The organism is Rhodococcus sp. IEGM 1379, assembly GCF_030056815.1.
Classification (GTDB): Bacteria; Actinomycetota; Actinomycetes; order Mycobacteriales; family Mycobacteriaceae; genus Rhodococcus_F.
Genome location: NZ_JASHKR010000005.1, coordinates 65,145 through 81,014, shown reverse-complemented (window position 1 = coordinate 81,014; position 15,870 = coordinate 65,145). Strand labels below are relative to the sequence as shown.

The window sequence follows — 15,870 nt, the reverse complement described above, 5'->3', positions numbered from 1 at the left end:
GCGTGCATGTTCACCGCTATTGCGTGATGATCGACTCATGTCCAGCACACCCGAAGATCCGTCGAACGCCCCCGTATACGGTCCTACCGACGGATTCGGATCCGACCCGGAACTACCCGAGACAGACGATATGACGGCCGTCGAAAAGCACGATCCTGAACCTGTTGCCCCGCCCTCCCCGACGCCGCCCGGAAACGCCGTCACCGACCGCACCCGCGCAGCCACTACCTGGGTTGGCCTGGTTATAGGTGCGATCGTGCTGATCCTTCTGCTGGTGTTCATCCTGCAGAATCTGGAGAGCGTTTCGGTCAAGATCTTGGCGTGGCAGATAGATTTTCCGCTCGGCATCACGATCTTGCTCTCGGCGATTGCCGGGGCACTGATAATGGCGTTGGCCGGCGGTATACGCATCGTTCAGATTCGACGCGCAGCGAAGCGTCAACTGTGACTGAAATCTAGTTACGCAATTGGCCTGAACCCTTGCTCACCAGGCATCATTGGTGTCGTGGAAATCACCGGAAAGGCCCTGATGTGACTACTCACATGGAGAGACCTGTGACCTTACGAATTGCTCCTGAACAGGCAAGATCGTGGCTACTGGTCCCTGCATCCAAACCGAACACCTTCGACGCCGCCCTTGCCAGCGCGGCCGACGCCGTCATCCTCGATCTCGAGGATGCAGTCACCCCGCCCGACAAGCCTGCCGCCCGAAAAGACGTCGTCGATTTCCTGAGCGCACACAACCGTGCGTGGGTGCGCATCAACGACGCGACCACCCCGTTCTGGGAAGAAGACCTCGCCGCACTGGCCGGACTGCCCGGACTCGAAGGCGTCATGCTCGCAAAGACCGAGAGCGGCCAGCAGGTCGACGCCACCGCCGAGCGACTCCCCGCGGGCACCAAGATCCTGGCACTCGTCGAATCGGCTGTCGGACTCGAAGCCGCACCGGAAATCGCACGCACCGACGGAACCTTCCGCTTGGCATTCGGCAGCGGAGACTTCCGACGCGACACCGGGATGGACGACTCCCCCACCTCGATGTCGTACCCACGCTCGCGCCTGACCATTGCTAGTCGCGCAGCCCGCATCGCCGCACCGATCGACGGCCCCACGTTGGGTACGGATCAAGATCTGCTCGCGCGTGACTGCGCAATCACCCTCTCGCTCGGTATGGCGGGCAAGCTGTGTATGACCACGGCGCAAACCGCCCCTGTCAATGCCGGACTGAGCCCGTCCATCGCCGACGCAGTCTGGGCGCAGGACGTCATCGACGACCTCGGCGAAGACGGATCACGGGTACGCGACGGCAGTGACCTGCCGAGACTCGCAAAGGCAAAGAAGATCCACAAGCTTGCCACCCTGTTCCACATCACGAATCAGCGCTAATTTTTCTCGGGTTCTGAATCGGTGCAGAAGGCGTCAGGCGCTCAGACTTTCGGGAGCGCCTGACGTGAGATTCCGGCACGTCAGATGATTTCCAACGACCGCGGCTTCAATCGGACGTGCACGCGATAGCGAACGGGAAATGCCAGTCCGGAGACCTGCGCGAACGCACGCTCCGAAGTCTTCTCGGTGAACTCGATACCCAGAACCCGACGCAGATCGTCCCGAGTCGCGAACTCCCACCGGGTATCCACGCGGGCGAGGGAAAAACCTTGAGCCGCGAAGAACGATTCAACAGCGGCCGCGTCGTACTTGGGGAGGTCGGCGCGCATCCAATCGCCGTACGGCGACGCACTGACGTCGAGATCCACGATCATCAGCGCACCACCCGGCCGAAGAATGCGCATTGCCTCACGGATTCCCGCGCCACATCCCTTGCCGAAGAAGTAGGCAGTACGGGCGTGAACAAGATCGACCGAAGATTCGTCGATTCCCGTCGACTCGGCGGAACCTTCGACCACATCGATCAAGACAGAAGCGCGAGTTCGATCACGCGCCAACTTCACAAGGGGTGGGTGCGGTTCCACTCCGACGACGCGACGCGCGTCGCGGGCAAATTCCGGAAGGTGAAAGCCTGCACCACAACCGATGTCGACGACGTCACGGTCAGTCCAATCCACAGCAGCCCGCATTGCTGCCCAGACGGCGCCGTCGACGTCCTGCGCTCGATTTTCGACCTCGTACACGTCCGGCCAGTGCCAGATGTTGGGACTGGGCAAGATGTTCGGACTGGGAATCGGCTTGGCCCGGCCCGAGAACAACTCACGCACGAGAGATCAGACGAGTGCGTACAAGATCAGCCATGTGACAAACGCTGACGGGAGAAGCGAATCCAACCGGTCCATGATTCCGCCGTGGCCCGGCAGGAGGGTGCCCATGTCCTTGATTCCGAGTTCACGCTTGACCTGCGACTCGATGAGGTCACCCAAGGTAGCTACAACGACGAGAACAACTCCGAGTAGAACACCGATCATCGAGTTCGCGTCGAGGATCAGCGTCACCGTCAGCAAGCTGCCGATCACACAGAAGATCATCGAACCGGCAAAGCCTTCCCAAGACTTCTTCGGGCTGACCGCGGGAACCATCGGATGCTTACCGAACAGCACGCCGGCGGCGTAACCACCGACGTCGGAACACACCACACCGATCATGAGGACTGCGACTCGCCCGGGGCCGTCGTCTTCGAGCACCATCAGAGCACCGAACGACGCCAACAGTGGAATCCACGCCAGTACGAACACCGAGATCGATGTGTCGCGCAGGAAGTTCTTCGGGGTTGCTTTCAGTCCGTGGTCGAACAGTCGCCACACCATGCACACCAACACTGTGGCTGTGAACGCGCTGATCACACCGGCAGGACCCCATGGCCAACCCAACCAGATCGTTGCCTGGCCGCCGACCAACAACGGGATCCGCGGAACCTCGATATCAGCTTCACGCAGACGCGTAGCGACTTCCCACGTCGCGATGAACATTGCGATGGCAACAACGGCTATCCAGCCGGGCGGCAAGAAAACCAAGGTCCCGATGACCAAGGCTCCGAGACCAAGTCCGACGCCGATGGCGGCAGGAAGATTCCTGCCGGCCTTCGACGTAGGCGGCTGCGCGCCAACAGCGCCCCCCGTCGGCCCGTCCGTGACGGGACCGCCGGCGGTTCCCTCTTGTGCGTGCACCCAAACTCCCTGATCTACTCCCGACAAACAAACACGTGGAACGCGAGGAGGATTAGACCTCCATCAATTCCGCTTCCTTGTGCTTGACGAGCTCCTCGACAACGTGCACGTACTTAGCTGTGGTCTTGTCGAGTTCCTTCTCTGCACGTCCGACCTCGTCCTCGCCGGCGTCGCCGTCCTTCTGGATCCGGCTGAGCTCGTCCATCGCCTTGCGACGGATGTTGCGGAGCGTGACCTTGGAATCTTCGCCCTTGGACTTGGCCTGCTTGGCAAGTTCACGACGACGTTCTTCGGTGAGCTGCGGAACCGAAATCCGGATGATGCTGCCGTCGTTGGACGGGTTCACACCGAGATCCGAGTTACGGATTGCGGTCTCGATGGCATTGAGCTGCGAAGCCTCGTACGGCTTCACGATCACCATGCGAGCCTCGGGCACATTGATGCTCGCGAGCTGCGTGATCGGCGTGATCGAGCCGTAGTAGTCGATCACGATGCGAGAAAACATGCCGGGGTTTGCGCGTCCGGTACGAACCGAGCCGAGATCGTCCTTGGCCACCGCGACAGCCTTTTCCATCTTTTCTTCGGCCTCGAAGAGCGCTTCATCAATCACGGCTGTTCCTCCATGTCGGTCTGCTTCATGTCGTTCAGGATCGAATTGTCGAACGAATTGTGGGTGTCGGTCACGACTTGACCAGTGTTCCGATCTTCTCACCGGACACGGCACGTGCGATGTTTCCCTCGATCAGAAGGTTGAACACCATGATCGGCATCGAATTGTCCATGCACAGGCTGAATGCCGTGGCGTCGGCAACCTTGAGTTCACGTTCGATGACCTCGCGGTGCGTGATCTGCGTGTACATCGTCGCGGTCGGATCGAGACGCGGATCGGCAGTGAAGATTCCGTCGACGCCCTTCGCCATCAAGACGACCTCGGCACCGATCTCCAGTGCGCGCTGCGCCGCTGTGGTGTCCGTAGAGAAGTAGGGCATTCCCATGCCTGCGCCGAAGATGACAACGCGACCCTTCTCCAGGTGCCGGCGTGCACGAAGTGGCAGATACGGCTCCGCGACCTGACCCATCGTGATGGCAGTCTGCACGCGGGTGTCGACGCCTTCCTTCTCCAGGAAATCCTGCAGAGCCAGGCAGTTCATGACCGTGCCGAGCATGCCCATGTAGTCGGAACGCGCGCGGTCGAGACCACGCTGCTGCAGCTCGGCGCCGCGGAAGAAGTTTCCGCCGCCGATGACTACTGCTACCTGCACGCCCGATCGGACGACCTCCGCGATCTGCTCAGCCACCTTGGTGACCACATCGGGGTCGAGTCCGACCTTGCCGCCTCCGAACATTTCGCCGCCGAGTTTGAGCAGGACCCGCTTGAATCCTGGACGTTCGTTGGCTGGTTCGGACATTGTTCTCCTCAGTTCGATACAAGACCCGGTGGGGTCCTTAATTCCTTATTCAATCGCCGAATTGGTACCGGCGATTCACAAATCTTCGGGACGATCTTTCGAGACGCGTCCCGAAGGCACTCTTATCCTGCCTCATCGGAGGCCACAGGTACACGTAGACCCCGCCGGATGAGCGATGCTCTTCTGGCGGGGTCCATGTGTACGGGCTCCGGATTAAGCGGAAGCGCCGACCTCGAAACGCACGAAGCGCTTGACGGTCGCGCCGGCCTCGTCGAGGATCGCCTTGACGGTCTTCTTGGAGTCCGTAACCGAAGACTGCTCGGTCAGTACGACGTCCTTGAAGAATCCGTTGACGCGGCCTTCGATGATCTTCGGCAGAGCCTGCTCGGGCTTGCCTTCTGCGCGGGCGGTCTCTTCGGCGATGTGACGCTCGGAAGCGACGATCTCCTCGGGAACCTCGTCACGCGTGACGTACTTGGCCTTGAGTGCTGCAACCTGCATAGCTGCTCCACGAGCAGCCTCGGCAGCGGCATCGCCTTCGCCGATGTACTCGACGAGAACGCCGACAGCGGGCGGCAAGTCGGAGCTGCGCTTGTGCAGGTACACGGCAACGGGGCCGTCGAAGGTTGCGACGCGGCTCAGTTCGAGCTTCTCGCCGATCTTCGCGGACTGCTCCGTGATGACGGTCGCGATGGTCTTGCCGTCGAGCTCGAGTGCCTTGAGGGCGTCGAGATCGGCAGGCTTACCGGCTGCGGCGACGGTCACGATGGCGTCGGCCAGCTTGATGAAGTCTTCGTTCTTGGCAACGAAGTCGGTCTCGCAGTTGATCTCGATCATGACGCCATCCTTGGCGACAACGAGACCTTCAGCGGTGGTGCGCTCTGCGCGCTTTCCGACATCCTTTGCACCCTTGATGCGCAACTGCTCGACAGCCTTGTCGAAATCGCCGTCGGTTTCTACGAGTGCGTTCTTGCACGCCATCATTCCGGAGCCGGTGAGCTCGCGGAGCCGCTTGACGTCTGCGGCGGTGTAGTTCGCCATGGTGAGCGATCCTCCTCGTTTGTCTGTTTCGGACGTGGTCTTTTGGTGAAGCAATGCCCTACCGGCGAAAACGGCCCCGACCAAAGGAACTCTGGTCAGGGCCGGTTTCAAGCAATCAGGCCTCGGTGGCCGGTGCCTCTGCGGCGGGGGCAGCTTCAGCCTCGGCAGCCGGAGCTGCTTCTTCGGCGGGAGCAGCTTCAGCAGCGGGTGCAACGTCGGAGAGCAGTTCCTGCTCCCACTCGGCGAGGGGCTCGCCGGCTGCGGTCTCGGGCTTTGCGTCCTTGTCGGCGCTCAGTCCGGCACGCGCCTGCAGGCCCTCGGCAACCGCGGAAGCGACAACCTTGGTGAGCAGTGCTGCGGAGCGGATGGCGTCGTCGTTGCCCGGGATCGGGTAGTCGACGAGGTCGGGGTCGCAGTTGGTGTCCAGGATCGCGATGACCGGGATGTTCAGCTTGCGCGCCTCGGCAACTGCCAGGTGCTCCTTGTTGGTGTCGACGATCCACACAGCGGAAGGAACCTTGGCCATGTCGCGGATACCACCGAGGGTGCGATCCAGCTTGGTCATCTCACGCGTGAGCATGAGGATTTCCTTCTTGGTGCGACCTTCGAATCCACCGGTCTGCTCCATTGCCTCAAGCTCCTTGAGGCGGATGAGACGCTTGTGCACGGTGGTGAAGTTGGTGAGCATGCCGCCGAGCCAACGCTGGTTGACGTAGGGCATTCCGACGCGAGTGGCCTCAGAAGCGATGGACTCCTGTGCCTGCTTCTTGGTGCCGACGAAGAGGACGCTGCCGCCGTGGGCAACCGTCTCCTTGACGAACTCGTACGCCTTGTCGATGTACGTCAGCGTCTGCTGGAGGTCGATGATGTAGATGCCGTTGCGGTCGGTCAAGATGAAACGCTTCATCTTCGGGTTCCAACGACGGGTCTGGTGCCCGAAGTGGGTACCGCTGTCAAGCATCTGCCGCATAGTTACAACAGGCATTGTTGTTCTCTCTTTCAATTCGGTTGCTGCGCAGTGCCGGTGGCACCGCGCCCTGGCGCCCACACGGCCGTCGGACCCGTATCCGGAAATACAGGACCAGCCGAAGGCCGAAAAAACGTGCGCGGGCGCGCGAAGTCGGACTGTGCGAACACAGACCGCTCGACAAGTGTACGTCCTTGTCCGGCAATGCCATAACCAGCTCGGTATCGCAAGGCCTTCTTCGAAATTGGGGATACCACCCGAACCTGTGGATAACCACCCTGATCTGCGCTTTCACGACACAAATCGGCGTCACACTCAGGGGATGACACCTTCTGCATTGCTGCAGCGCATCGCCGTCACACTGTGCACGCCGGCCATGTTGGCCACCTTTTCGACCAGCCCGTCAGCCTTCGCGGATTCGCGATTCGATTGGCCCTTGATGCCCCGGCCCCGGGTCGAACGCATCTTCGACAATCCTGCGAAGAACTGGCTCCCCGGGCATCGCGGGGTCGACCTGGCTGGAACCGTCGATCAGGCAGTGCTCTCAGCCGGCGCCGGAACCGTGACCTTCGCCGGGACGGTTGCGGGAAAGCCGGTGGTATCCGTCGACGATGTCGGGGGCGTCCGAACTACTTACGAACCTGTCACGGCAGTGGTCGCTGCGGGTGAACGCGTGGGAATCGGAACGATGATCGGGACACTCGAACCGGGGCACGAGCGCTGCGCCGTGGCCGCCTGTCTCCATTGGGGCCTACGACGGGCCCGTGAGTACCTGGATCCTCTCGGCTTGATCCACGATCAACCGCTCCGACTCAAACCACTTCGACGCTGACCTCAACGCCATTCTGCAACGGCGTGACGCCCAGCGGAATCGGCGAAATCGTCGGCAACCATTGCAGCCAGCTCCATGAACGCCCGCTTGGTTGCAGGCCGGAGCAATTCCAGATCCATGACCGATCCTTCGGCAAGGTGTTCGTCGAAGGGCACAACCTTGACCGCCCGGCACCGACGCATGAAGTAATCGGTGAGCGCGTCCATGTCGATGACACTCGAACCGGGTCGCGCGGCGCTGACGACAACAACCGTTCGTTCCACCAAGTGCCCGTATCCGTGCATCTGCAACCAGTCCAAGGTTGCGGCAGCACTGCGCGCGCCGTCGACTGCGGGCGAACTGACCAGCACCAATGAATTGGCGAGGTCGAGAACCCCGGTCATTGCGGAATGCATGATTCCGGTTCCGCAGTCGGTCAGGATGATGTTGTAGTAAACCTGCAAGATGTCGATGACCTGGCGATAGTCACCTTCGCTGAAAGCCTCGGAGATGGCTGGATCCTGCTCGCTGGCCAAGACCTCGAGCCGACTGGGTGCCTGCGAAGTGTGGATCCGCACATCCGAGTAGCTGTTGATATCCGGCCTCGCCGCGATCAGATCCCGAACCGTCGACGGTGTCTGCAACGGAACACGCTGTGCCAACGTCCCGAAATCCGGATTGGCGTCGACAGCTACAACACAGTCGCCGCGCAGTGAGGCAAATGTCGATCCGAGCCCGACGGTGACCGTTGTCTTGCCCACCCCCCCTTTGAGCGAGAGCAGGGCAATTCGGTAGTCGTTTCGGATCGGCTGCTCGATTCGCGCCACCAGCGCCTGGTCACGGAGATCGGAACTGGACTCTCCGACATTGACAAACCCTCCGGTAGCCCGGTGGAGACCCCGTCGCCAGCCGCCACGTGGAGTCCGTCTCGCCCGCCTCAGTAATGCGTCAGCAACCAGATCCTGATTGGTAACTTGCTGTTGACTCGACCGGCCTGCAGCCTGCGGTGGCGCCATCCACGATTCCTGTGCCCACACCTGAGGTTCCGGCGCAGGAACCGGCGCCAGGGCGATCGGAGTCGGTCCTGCAACCCAGGCAGTCTGGCCGGCCTGCGGCAGGTGTTCCACGTTTTGGCGATTCACGATTCCCCCGGAAATTGCATATCATCGAGCGGCGTAACATGGTTGTCCAACCTTGCTGATTGTCCACTCTTTCACTTCGCGACGCTATCAAATCACGCAACAGAACTCCCGCCGCGCAAATTTTCAGGCTCGAGGATGCGCCTGATCGTGGACTGCCCGGAGTCGTTCGACCGATACATGCGTGTACAGCTGAGTAGTCGCCAGGCTCGAATGGCCGAGCAATTCTTGGACCACACGAAGGTCCGCTCCACCTTCGAGCAAATGCGTCGCTGCCGAATGGCGAAGTCCGTGCGGTGCCAGATTCGGAGCTCCGGGAACTGCCGCCACACTCTCGTGCACTACCGATCGCGCCTGGCGTTGATCGAGCCGTCCGCCGCGCTTGCCCAGCAACAGTGCGCTGCCGGATTTCTCCGACGCCATCATCGGCCGTCCGGCCTCGAGCCACTGCTCGATCGCCGATTCGGCCGGCAACCCGTACGGCACCGACCGTTCCTTGTTTCCCTTACCGAGCACACGCAACAAACGACGATCCGAATCCACGGATTCCATGTCGAGTCCGCACAGTTCCCCCACACGAATTCCGGTGGAATATAAAAGTTCCATGATCAATCGATCACGAAGCGCAACCGGATCATGTTGCTGCGCTCCAATTTTCGACGCTTCCATCGCCTCAATGGCCTGATTCTGACGCAACACGACCGGCAGAGTCCGCTGGGCCGGCGGCGCCGTCAGCCGCGAGCCGGGGTCCGCCGGAATGCGCGCCGTCTGCGCAAGCCAGGCCGTGAAACCCCGCGCCGACGACACTCGCCGCGCAACCGTTGTTCGAGCCGTTCCCCCCGCATTCTGTACGGCCAGCCAAGAACGGAGTACCCGCAGATCCAGTTCAGCCAGTTCGACGTCAGGCGCCTGCCCGGCAAGATGCTCGAGCAACGAACGCACATCACCGACGTAGGCGCGGATCGTGTGCTCCGAACGTCCGCGCCCGAGGCGCAAGTGTTCGGCATATGCGTCGAGATGGATCGACAACCGTCGTGGCAATTCATCTCTCATGCCCATACCGTCACCTTCCTCACAGAAAACTTCAAGCGCCCTCGCCGGTAGGGTAGGTCGGTGAACCGAGCAATTCCCATAAAAATGCTGTGCATTCTCGCGCTGATATCTGCAATCGCACCACTCGCTACCGACATGTATTTGCCAGGACTGCCAGTTATGGCCGATTCGCTCGACACATCCGCTGCCAGTATTCAGTTGACGCTCACGACTTTCATGGCGGGACTGGGAATCGGCCAACTCATAATCGGACCGATCTCCGACGGCATCGGACGCCGATGCCTCCTGCTCGGCGCTGCGATTGTCACCACACTCGGCAGTGCGGCGTGCGCCCTCGCCCCCAGCATCGAATTCCTGATCGGCGCCCGCCTGATACAGGGTCTGAGCGGCGGCGCGGCGATCGTGCTTGCCCGCGCTTGCATTGCCGATCGCGCTCGCGGCGACGGAGCAGCAAAACTGTTCAGCATCATGATGATCATCGGCGGAATCGCACCGGTGGTCGCTCCACTGATCGGCGGCGCGCTACTCGGCCCGGTCGGGTGGCGCGGCATCTTCTGGGTGCTGACCATTGCGGGCGGAGTCATGGTTGCCGGAGTGATCACACTGGTTCCGGAAACGCTGCCACCGGAGCGCCGCCACGGTGGCGGGCTGAAGGCTCTCGCGTTGAATCTCGGCTACGTCACCGGAAGTCGTCGGTACCTCGGTTACGCACTCAGTTTCATCTTCGGATTCGGTGCGTTGTTCTCCTACATCGCGGCGTCACCCTTCGTAGTGCAGAACGTACTCGGATTCAGCCCTTCGCGGTTCTCGATGGTTTTTGCAGCCAACGCCGTCGGAATGGTGCTGGCCGCTACCATTACCACCCGATTACTAGGCCGAGTGAGCGCACGCACGCTCCTCATCTTCGGAGTCAGCCTTCTATCTACTTCAGGAGCCGCATTGTTCTGTGCTGCTGCGATTTTCAACTCCACAAACCCAGCCGCACTACTGATTCCACTCTTCTTTTCGATCTCGAGCATCGGCTTCATCATGGGCAACGCAACTGCTCTCGCACAGGGAGAGGTCACCGAAGCCGCGGGCACCGGTTCAGCACTGATGGGCGCGGGTCAATTCGGATTGGCGGCAGTCGTTTCGCCGATAGTAGGAATCGCCGGACCGGATACAGCCATTCCGATGGCTGTATCGATTCCTACCTTCGGATTACTCGCCGCTGTGGCGTTGGCGTCGCTCACGCGAAGCGGCGATCTCGAAGACAGCTTGTCGACAAAGGGTTAGCGTTCGGACGCCGCCAACTCCGACTTCCATACCCGGAATCCTTCTTCTGTACGTCCACGACGCCAGTAACCTGAGATCGATGCGGACCCCGCCGGAACACCGCGATCCTTCCGGATGTACGAGCGCAGATTATGCATGACGGCCTGTGCCTCGCCGTGAATGAATACCTGCGGACAACCCGGGAGCCATTCGAGCGCCCTCACTGCCGCGATTAGCGGCGCATTGTCGCCGGCTGATTCATCGCCGACTACGTCCGAAGACGCACCCCGGTACACCCAATTGACGACAATGCCCTTCGGAGGGTCGATGGCAATCTCGTCCTCGACCCCGCCGACCTCGAGGACGACATAACCGATTGCATCAGGCGAAAGCCGCTCTACAGCGGCAGAAATTGCCGGAATGGCAGATTCGTCACCCGCATAGAGATGCCAATCCGCCGATACTGCCGGCGAAAAGGCGCCGCCGGGTCCTCTCATTGTTATCTCCGCACCAACTGATGCCGACGAGGCCCACGGGCCCGCTATCCCCATGTCACCATGAACCACAAAATCGATCGCAATCTCGCGAGCCTTGCTGTCGTAACTTCGGATCGTGTAGGTCCGAAGCACCAAGTCGTCAGCGGTCCCGAATTCGATCTTGACATACGAGTCACTGAACACACTCGGAGTGAAGCTATCAAATCCTGGACCACCGAGAAACACACGCACCATGTGTGGGGTCAATTTTTTCGTACGTAGGACGGTCAGCGTTGTCGTCGGCTTGGCCACAGCCACATCCTCCAAAGTTAGTGTTACCTAACGATGGTACATGGATTTCCGATTGTCGACGGTCGATAGCAAGCACGGCCACTTGATGTCGCAGTTACCGACCGAATCAGCGGACGATAAGTCACTCAAACCGACCAACCTGAATGGACGAAGTGGAAATGCGGTTACGATATCTTCTTGGAAAATCTTCAAATTTCGATCAAAGCAATGGAAGGGTAAATACAACTCTGGCACCCCACAAATTCTGTGGGGTGCCAGAGAAGTTCAATGCACTCTAGTGTGCTGCATCGAATGCGTCGATGATTTCTGCCTTGATGCGACCACGCGGTGCAACCTCGTAACCATTCTTCGCTGCCCAGTCACGGATTGCCTGCAGGGTCTCCTTGGAGCGCCCCGAACCCGATGTGGCCTGCGGCGATGCGAGCTGCGACTTCTTGCCGCGACGAGTAGTCACCTTGGCTGCAGCGTCAACGAACGGCTTGACCGCAGCATCGAACTTTTCTGCATTGGTAGCACGAAGGTCGATCACATAATCGGTTCCCTGGTAGGAGAACTCGATACGATCACCAAAGCCGTCATCGATCGGCTTACCGTCAAGATCGTCGATGAGTTGCCGAATCAGCTTCTCAGCCATTGCACTCCTCTTTCAATGAATGTTTCGCTTTCGATTCACAATACACAGATTCTCGCCCATGCAACAAAGATGCCCTCAGGATCGATCCGACATCGAACAGACCCCACGGTACGTATAGCGGCGAGTTAGCGACATTGCATTGCTTCAAAAGTGATGCTGGCACCGCCCAGGACGATTAATTTCGATGACCGATAGACGACATCACTCACATCTCTATCTCGCCGATACCGACTAATCGGAGTTTAAGCACATCTACCTGAGGCTTTCCTGAGAATTGCTCACGACATTGATGCGAGCGAAGCCAGTGACGCTCCCGCATACCGCCGACATATCCGCAAGCCCCCTCGCGAAAACACCCTGACATGCCCATAACCCTGATCTGTTGCACTCACACCGATCTGGCAATGATTCGACGAACGATCCAGCAAATGGCCAATCACACCATTACCGACCAAATCGGCCGAAAAAACGGGAACTATTTGGCACGAAACCATCCGCTACCGTCAGAACCGACAAATCCCTCCAACTCGAGCAACGGAAGCGTTGCGCGTACCTGAGAAATCAGCAACCCCGATTCCTCGGACAACTCATTCGTGCTCCGAGAACCGGCTCCGGGTAATGCTTCGTAGACGAGACGAGAATTACCCTTCAATGAGTCGATGTCACGAACCGCTGCGGCATCGGATTCCGAGTCGACAAGATTGAAGGGTCCGGACACCTCTACAACGTCCACGGCATTCGCCACCAAATGGGCTTCTCCTTCGCGGATCATTCGATGGCAACCAGCCGACGAGGCAGATGTCACCGGCCCGGGGACAGCCATGACCGGGTGCCCGAGTTTCCGTGCCCAATTCGCAGTATTCCTCGCACCACTGCGCCATCCAGCTTCGACAACGACAACACCGTCGGACAATGCCGCGACCAATCGGTTTCGGGCCAAGAATCTGAACTTGGCCGGCGTCGTTCCCGGTGGATACTCACTGACGACCGCGCCCGAGTTCACGACCTGACGCAATAGACGAGCGTGCCCTGACGGATAAGCACGATCCACTCCGCAGGCCAGCACTGCAACAGTGGTCCCACCGACGCCCAATGCTGCACGGTGAGCCGCCCCGTCGATCCCGAAGGCCGCACCGGATGTCACTGTCCATCCGTCCACTGCCAGATCACCCGCGATCTCAGCGGTGACATGTTCCCCGTAGGACGTCGAGGCCCGGGTTCCCACAATCGCCACCGATCGCTCCGTCAATTCCGAAAGATCCCGAGAACCCAAGACCCACAAAACAAATGGCGGAACCTCGCCCGCCGCTGCATCAAGCCCGTCGAATGCGAGCAGTCGCCAGGCCGGCCATTCGGGGGAATCCGGCGTGACCAACCTTCCGCCCATCGCGGCCATCAGATCCAGATCACGTTGCGCCGTATCGATATGTGCGCGGGCGCGAGTCTTCTCCTCCAACGACGACGGCAGGTCACGTGTCTTCACCGCGTGCGCAGTCTCCTCGACTCCGAGGTGCTCGACCAGCGTCGCCAGGTGAATGCTCGGGCCTTGAGCAACCGCCGAAAGGTATGCCCAGGCCAGTTGTTGCGGATCATGCGCAGTCATTGGAATCCCCTGTCCCTGAAATCGAGTGCCGTCACTACCTGATCTGCCCCCGGCATCGTTTCTCCTGCCAGATCCGAAACGGTCCACGCAACTCTGATTGCTCGATCAGCCCCGCGCGCCGTGATCACACCTTTGCGAAGCGCACGTTCGACCGGCGCCAAGGCGTCGCGGGAAAGCCGGAACTTCTGCCGCAGCGCCGGCCCCGGCACTTCGGCGTTTGTTCGCCATCCGTATTCACTCCAGCGCTCCGACGCTGCGTCCCGCGCCGCCGCCACTCGGATTCGCACACTCTCGGTGCTCTCCCCCACCTCGTCGATCAGCGCACCGGTTGCTACTGCCTGCATCCGCACTCTGATATCCACGCGATCCAGTAATGGGCCCGAAAGTTTGCCTAGATAGCGACGCCTCGCCGCGGGCGCACACACACAATCAGCATCACGTGGCGGCGCGCACGGACACGGATTGGCAGCCAGGATCAGTTGAAACCGTGCTGGGTACCGCGCGACGCCGTCCCGGCGGGCAATGCGGACTTCGCCGTCTTCCAGGGGCGTTCGCAATGCTTCGAGTACCTTGACGCCGATCTCGGCGCATTCGTCGAGGAACAGCACCCCGCGATGCGCCCGACTCACCGCACCCGGACGCGCCATCCCACTACCGCCACCCACCAACGCACTCACCGACGAACTGTGATGCGGCGCAATAAACGGCGGCATATCGATCAACGGATGATCCGCCGTCAACACGCCCGCCACCGAATGAATAGCCGTCACTTCCAACGCCTCACTCTCCGTCAACGGCGGCAATATCCCCGGAAGACGCTGCGCCAACATCGTTTTCCCGATCCCCGGCGGGCCCGTCAACATCAGATGATGGGCACCCGCCGCCGCCACCTCGATAGCCCACCGCGCATCCGCCTGCCCCACAACCTCACTGAGATCACTGACCCCGATCTCCTCAGCCCGCTCGAATGGCTCCGGCACCGGCAGAAAAATCTCACCCCGCAACCACGAAATCACCGAAGACAGATCATCAGCGCCGAGCACCTCGATCCCCTTCACCAAACCTGCCTCCGCCATTGCCTGCCGCGGAACAACGACCGTGCCCCACCCCGCCCGCTTCGCAGCCAACACCGCCGGCAACACGCCCCGCACCGTCCGCAACCTGCCGTCCAACGCCAACTCTCCCAGAAAGACAGTTGACCGTAACTCCTTGCGGGGCAACTTCTTAGCCGCATCCAACACCGCCAAAGCGAGAGCAAGATCGTACACACTGCCAACTTTCGGGAGTGTTGCCGGAGACAACGCCAAAATGACTTTGCTGTCCGGCCACTCCTCGTTCGAATTGGTCACCGCAGCCCGAATCCGATCCCTCGATTCATGCAACGCAGTATCCGGCAGACCCACCAAATGCACTGCCGGCAGACCGCGCCCGATATCAGCCTCGATCTCCACGATCTGACCGTCGACGCCGCTGACCGCCACCGAATGCGCCCGTCCCAGCGCCATCAGAACGCGTCCACGAAATGCTCGATCACCGGTTCCTGATTACGACGAATCAAGACCGCCACCACATCGAAACGCACTTTCGACCACGACCGGCCCGAATCACCGAGCCACTGCAGCGCAAGCACCCGAATCCGACGACGCTTCGCAAACGTCACTGCCTCCGCCGGCGACCCGTATCCCAACCCGCTGCGGGTCTTCACCTCTACGAATACGATTCGATCGTCTTCCGTGGCAATGACATCCAGCTCGCCGTACCGGCATCGCCAATTACGCTCGACGATGTCCAGACCTGCACCGATCAAGAATTCGGTAGCCAAATCCTCGCCCCGCGCCCCCAACGCCATATTCCCCACCATCACAGACCCCCGAAGTTATTACTTCCCGCGCGCCCGCAGATACGAAACGCGTCCCACGCGTCACAGTGCCCCGCCGAAACCATTGACAGGAAAAAGGAAACTAGCCTGTGGATAACCAGGCACTTGTGGAGTTGAGGGTGGCGCAAAACCATACTTCGAGATGACTTGCCAATAGATAACCAGGAGGCGCGAAA

Annotated in this window: 17 protein-coding genes; 4 read left to right on the top strand and 13 right to left on the bottom strand. The window is 60.4% G+C overall.

Going from position 1 to position 15,870, the window contains the following annotated elements; genetic code table 11:
* Nucleotides 1–37 precede the first annotated feature (37 nt).
* Both QM600_RS04895 and QM600_RS04890 read left to right on the top strand, forming a co-directional pair.
* Complete coding sequence (locus QM600_RS04895) at nucleotides 38–448, top strand: LapA family protein (RefSeq protein ID WP_283260345.1); 411 nt, start codon at nucleotides 38–40, stop codon at nucleotides 446–448.
* A gap of 95 nt (nucleotides 449–543) precedes the next feature.
* Nucleotides 544–1,386: an HpcH/HpaI aldolase/citrate lyase family protein gene (locus tag QM600_RS04890; RefSeq protein WP_283260344.1), complete on the top strand. Its 843-nt coding sequence runs from the start codon at nucleotides 544–546 to the stop codon at nucleotides 1,384–1,386.
* 80 nt (nucleotides 1,387–1,466) lie between these two features.
* Here the strand turns inward: QM600_RS04890 and QM600_RS04885 are convergent, their stop codons facing one another.
* The 6 genes from QM600_RS04885 to rpsB all read right to left on the bottom strand — a co-directional run bounded on the left by QM600_RS04885 (nucleotide 1,467) and on the right by rpsB (nucleotide 6,551).
* Nucleotides 1,467–2,213: a class I SAM-dependent methyltransferase gene (locus QM600_RS04885; protein ID WP_283260343.1), complete on the bottom strand. Its 747-nt coding sequence runs from the start codon at nucleotides 2,211–2,213 to the stop codon at nucleotides 1,467–1,469.
* 6 nt (nucleotides 2,214–2,219) lie between these two features.
* Nucleotides 2,220–3,116 (bottom strand): phosphatidate cytidylyltransferase, encoded by an 897-nt coding sequence (locus QM600_RS04880; RefSeq protein WP_283260342.1) that lies wholly within the window; start codon nucleotides 3,114–3,116, stop codon nucleotides 2,220–2,222.
* Nucleotides 3,117–3,168: 52 nt separating this feature from the next.
* Complete coding sequence (gene frr, locus QM600_RS04875; RefSeq protein WP_094272308.1) at nucleotides 3,169–3,726, bottom strand: ribosome recycling factor; 558 nt, start codon at nucleotides 3,724–3,726, stop codon at nucleotides 3,169–3,171.
* Between the two features lie 70 nt (nucleotides 3,727–3,796).
* Nucleotides 3,797–4,525 carry a UMP kinase gene (pyrH, locus tag QM600_RS04870; protein ID WP_243620633.1) on the bottom strand — a complete coding sequence of 243 codons (729 nt, stop codon included), beginning with the start codon at nucleotides 4,523–4,525 and terminating at the stop codon, nucleotides 3,797–3,799.
* A gap of 213 nt (nucleotides 4,526–4,738) precedes the next feature.
* Nucleotides 4,739–5,566 (bottom strand): translation elongation factor Ts, encoded by an 828-nt coding sequence (gene tsf, locus QM600_RS04865; RefSeq protein WP_283260341.1) that lies wholly within the window; start codon nucleotides 5,564–5,566, stop codon nucleotides 4,739–4,741.
* A gap of 115 nt (nucleotides 5,567–5,681) precedes the next feature.
* Nucleotides 5,682–6,551 carry a 30S ribosomal protein S2 gene (rpsB, locus tag QM600_RS04860; RefSeq protein WP_094272305.1) on the bottom strand — a complete coding sequence of 290 codons (870 nt, stop codon included), beginning with the start codon at nucleotides 6,549–6,551 and terminating at the stop codon, nucleotides 5,682–5,684.
* 304 nt (nucleotides 6,552–6,855) lie between these two features.
* Between rpsB and QM600_RS04855 the strand changes: the two genes are divergently transcribed.
* Nucleotides 6,856–7,365 carry a M23 family metallopeptidase gene (locus tag QM600_RS04855; RefSeq protein WP_502942881.1) on the top strand — a complete coding sequence of 170 codons (510 nt, stop codon included), beginning with the start codon at nucleotides 6,856–6,858 and terminating at the stop codon, nucleotides 7,363–7,365.
* 2 nt (nucleotides 7,366–7,367) lie between these two features.
* On the opposite strand, the gene QM600_RS04850 is transcribed toward QM600_RS04855, so the two are convergent.
* Nucleotides 7,368–8,486: a MinD/ParA family ATP-binding protein gene (locus tag QM600_RS04850; protein ID WP_283260340.1), complete on the bottom strand. Its 1,119-nt coding sequence runs from the start codon at nucleotides 8,484–8,486 to the stop codon at nucleotides 7,368–7,370.
* A 123-nt stretch (nucleotides 8,487–8,609) separates the two neighbouring features.
* Nucleotides 8,610–9,542, bottom strand: a complete 933-nt coding sequence (locus QM600_RS04845) for a tyrosine recombinase XerC (protein WP_502942880.1) — start codon at nucleotides 9,540–9,542, stop codon at nucleotides 8,610–8,612.
* A 78-nt stretch (nucleotides 9,543–9,620) separates the two neighbouring features.
* Between QM600_RS04845 and QM600_RS04840 the strand changes: the two genes are divergently transcribed.
* Nucleotides 9,621–10,811, top strand: coding sequence for a multidrug effflux MFS transporter (locus tag QM600_RS04840; protein WP_283260442.1), 1,191 nt, complete (start codon nucleotides 9,621–9,623; stop codon nucleotides 10,809–10,811).
* Here the strand turns inward: QM600_RS04840 and QM600_RS04835 are convergent.
* The 5 genes from QM600_RS04835 to QM600_RS04815 form a co-directional block, all read right to left on the bottom strand.
* Nucleotides 10,808–11,578, bottom strand: a complete 771-nt coding sequence (locus QM600_RS04835; RefSeq protein ID WP_283260338.1) for a siderophore-interacting protein — start codon at nucleotides 11,576–11,578, stop codon at nucleotides 10,808–10,810. The two genes, QM600_RS04840 and QM600_RS04835, sit on opposite strands and share 4 nt — an antisense overlap.
* Nucleotides 11,579–11,852: 274 nt before the next feature.
* Nucleotides 11,853–12,212: a histone-like nucleoid-structuring protein Lsr2 gene (locus QM600_RS04830; protein WP_283260337.1), complete on the bottom strand. Its 360-nt coding sequence runs from the start codon at nucleotides 12,210–12,212 to the stop codon at nucleotides 11,853–11,855.
* A gap of 475 nt (nucleotides 12,213–12,687) precedes the next feature.
* A complete protein-coding gene (gene dprA / locus QM600_RS04825) occupies nucleotides 12,688–13,815 on the bottom strand; it encodes a DNA-processing protein DprA (protein WP_283260336.1) in 1,128 nt (375 codons plus the stop codon).
* Nucleotides 13,812–15,320: a YifB family Mg chelatase-like AAA ATPase gene (locus QM600_RS04820; protein ID WP_283260335.1), complete on the bottom strand. Its 1,509-nt coding sequence runs from the start codon at nucleotides 15,318–15,320 to the stop codon at nucleotides 13,812–13,814. Before QM600_RS04820 ends, dprA begins: the two co-directional genes overlap by 4 nt.
* Nucleotides 15,320–15,676: a YraN family protein gene (locus tag QM600_RS04815; RefSeq protein ID WP_283260334.1), complete on the bottom strand. Its 357-nt coding sequence runs from the start codon at nucleotides 15,674–15,676 to the stop codon at nucleotides 15,320–15,322. The genes QM600_RS04820 and QM600_RS04815 overlap by 1 nt, the downstream gene beginning before the upstream one ends.
* Between the last annotated feature and the right edge of the window lie 194 nt (nucleotides 15,677–15,870).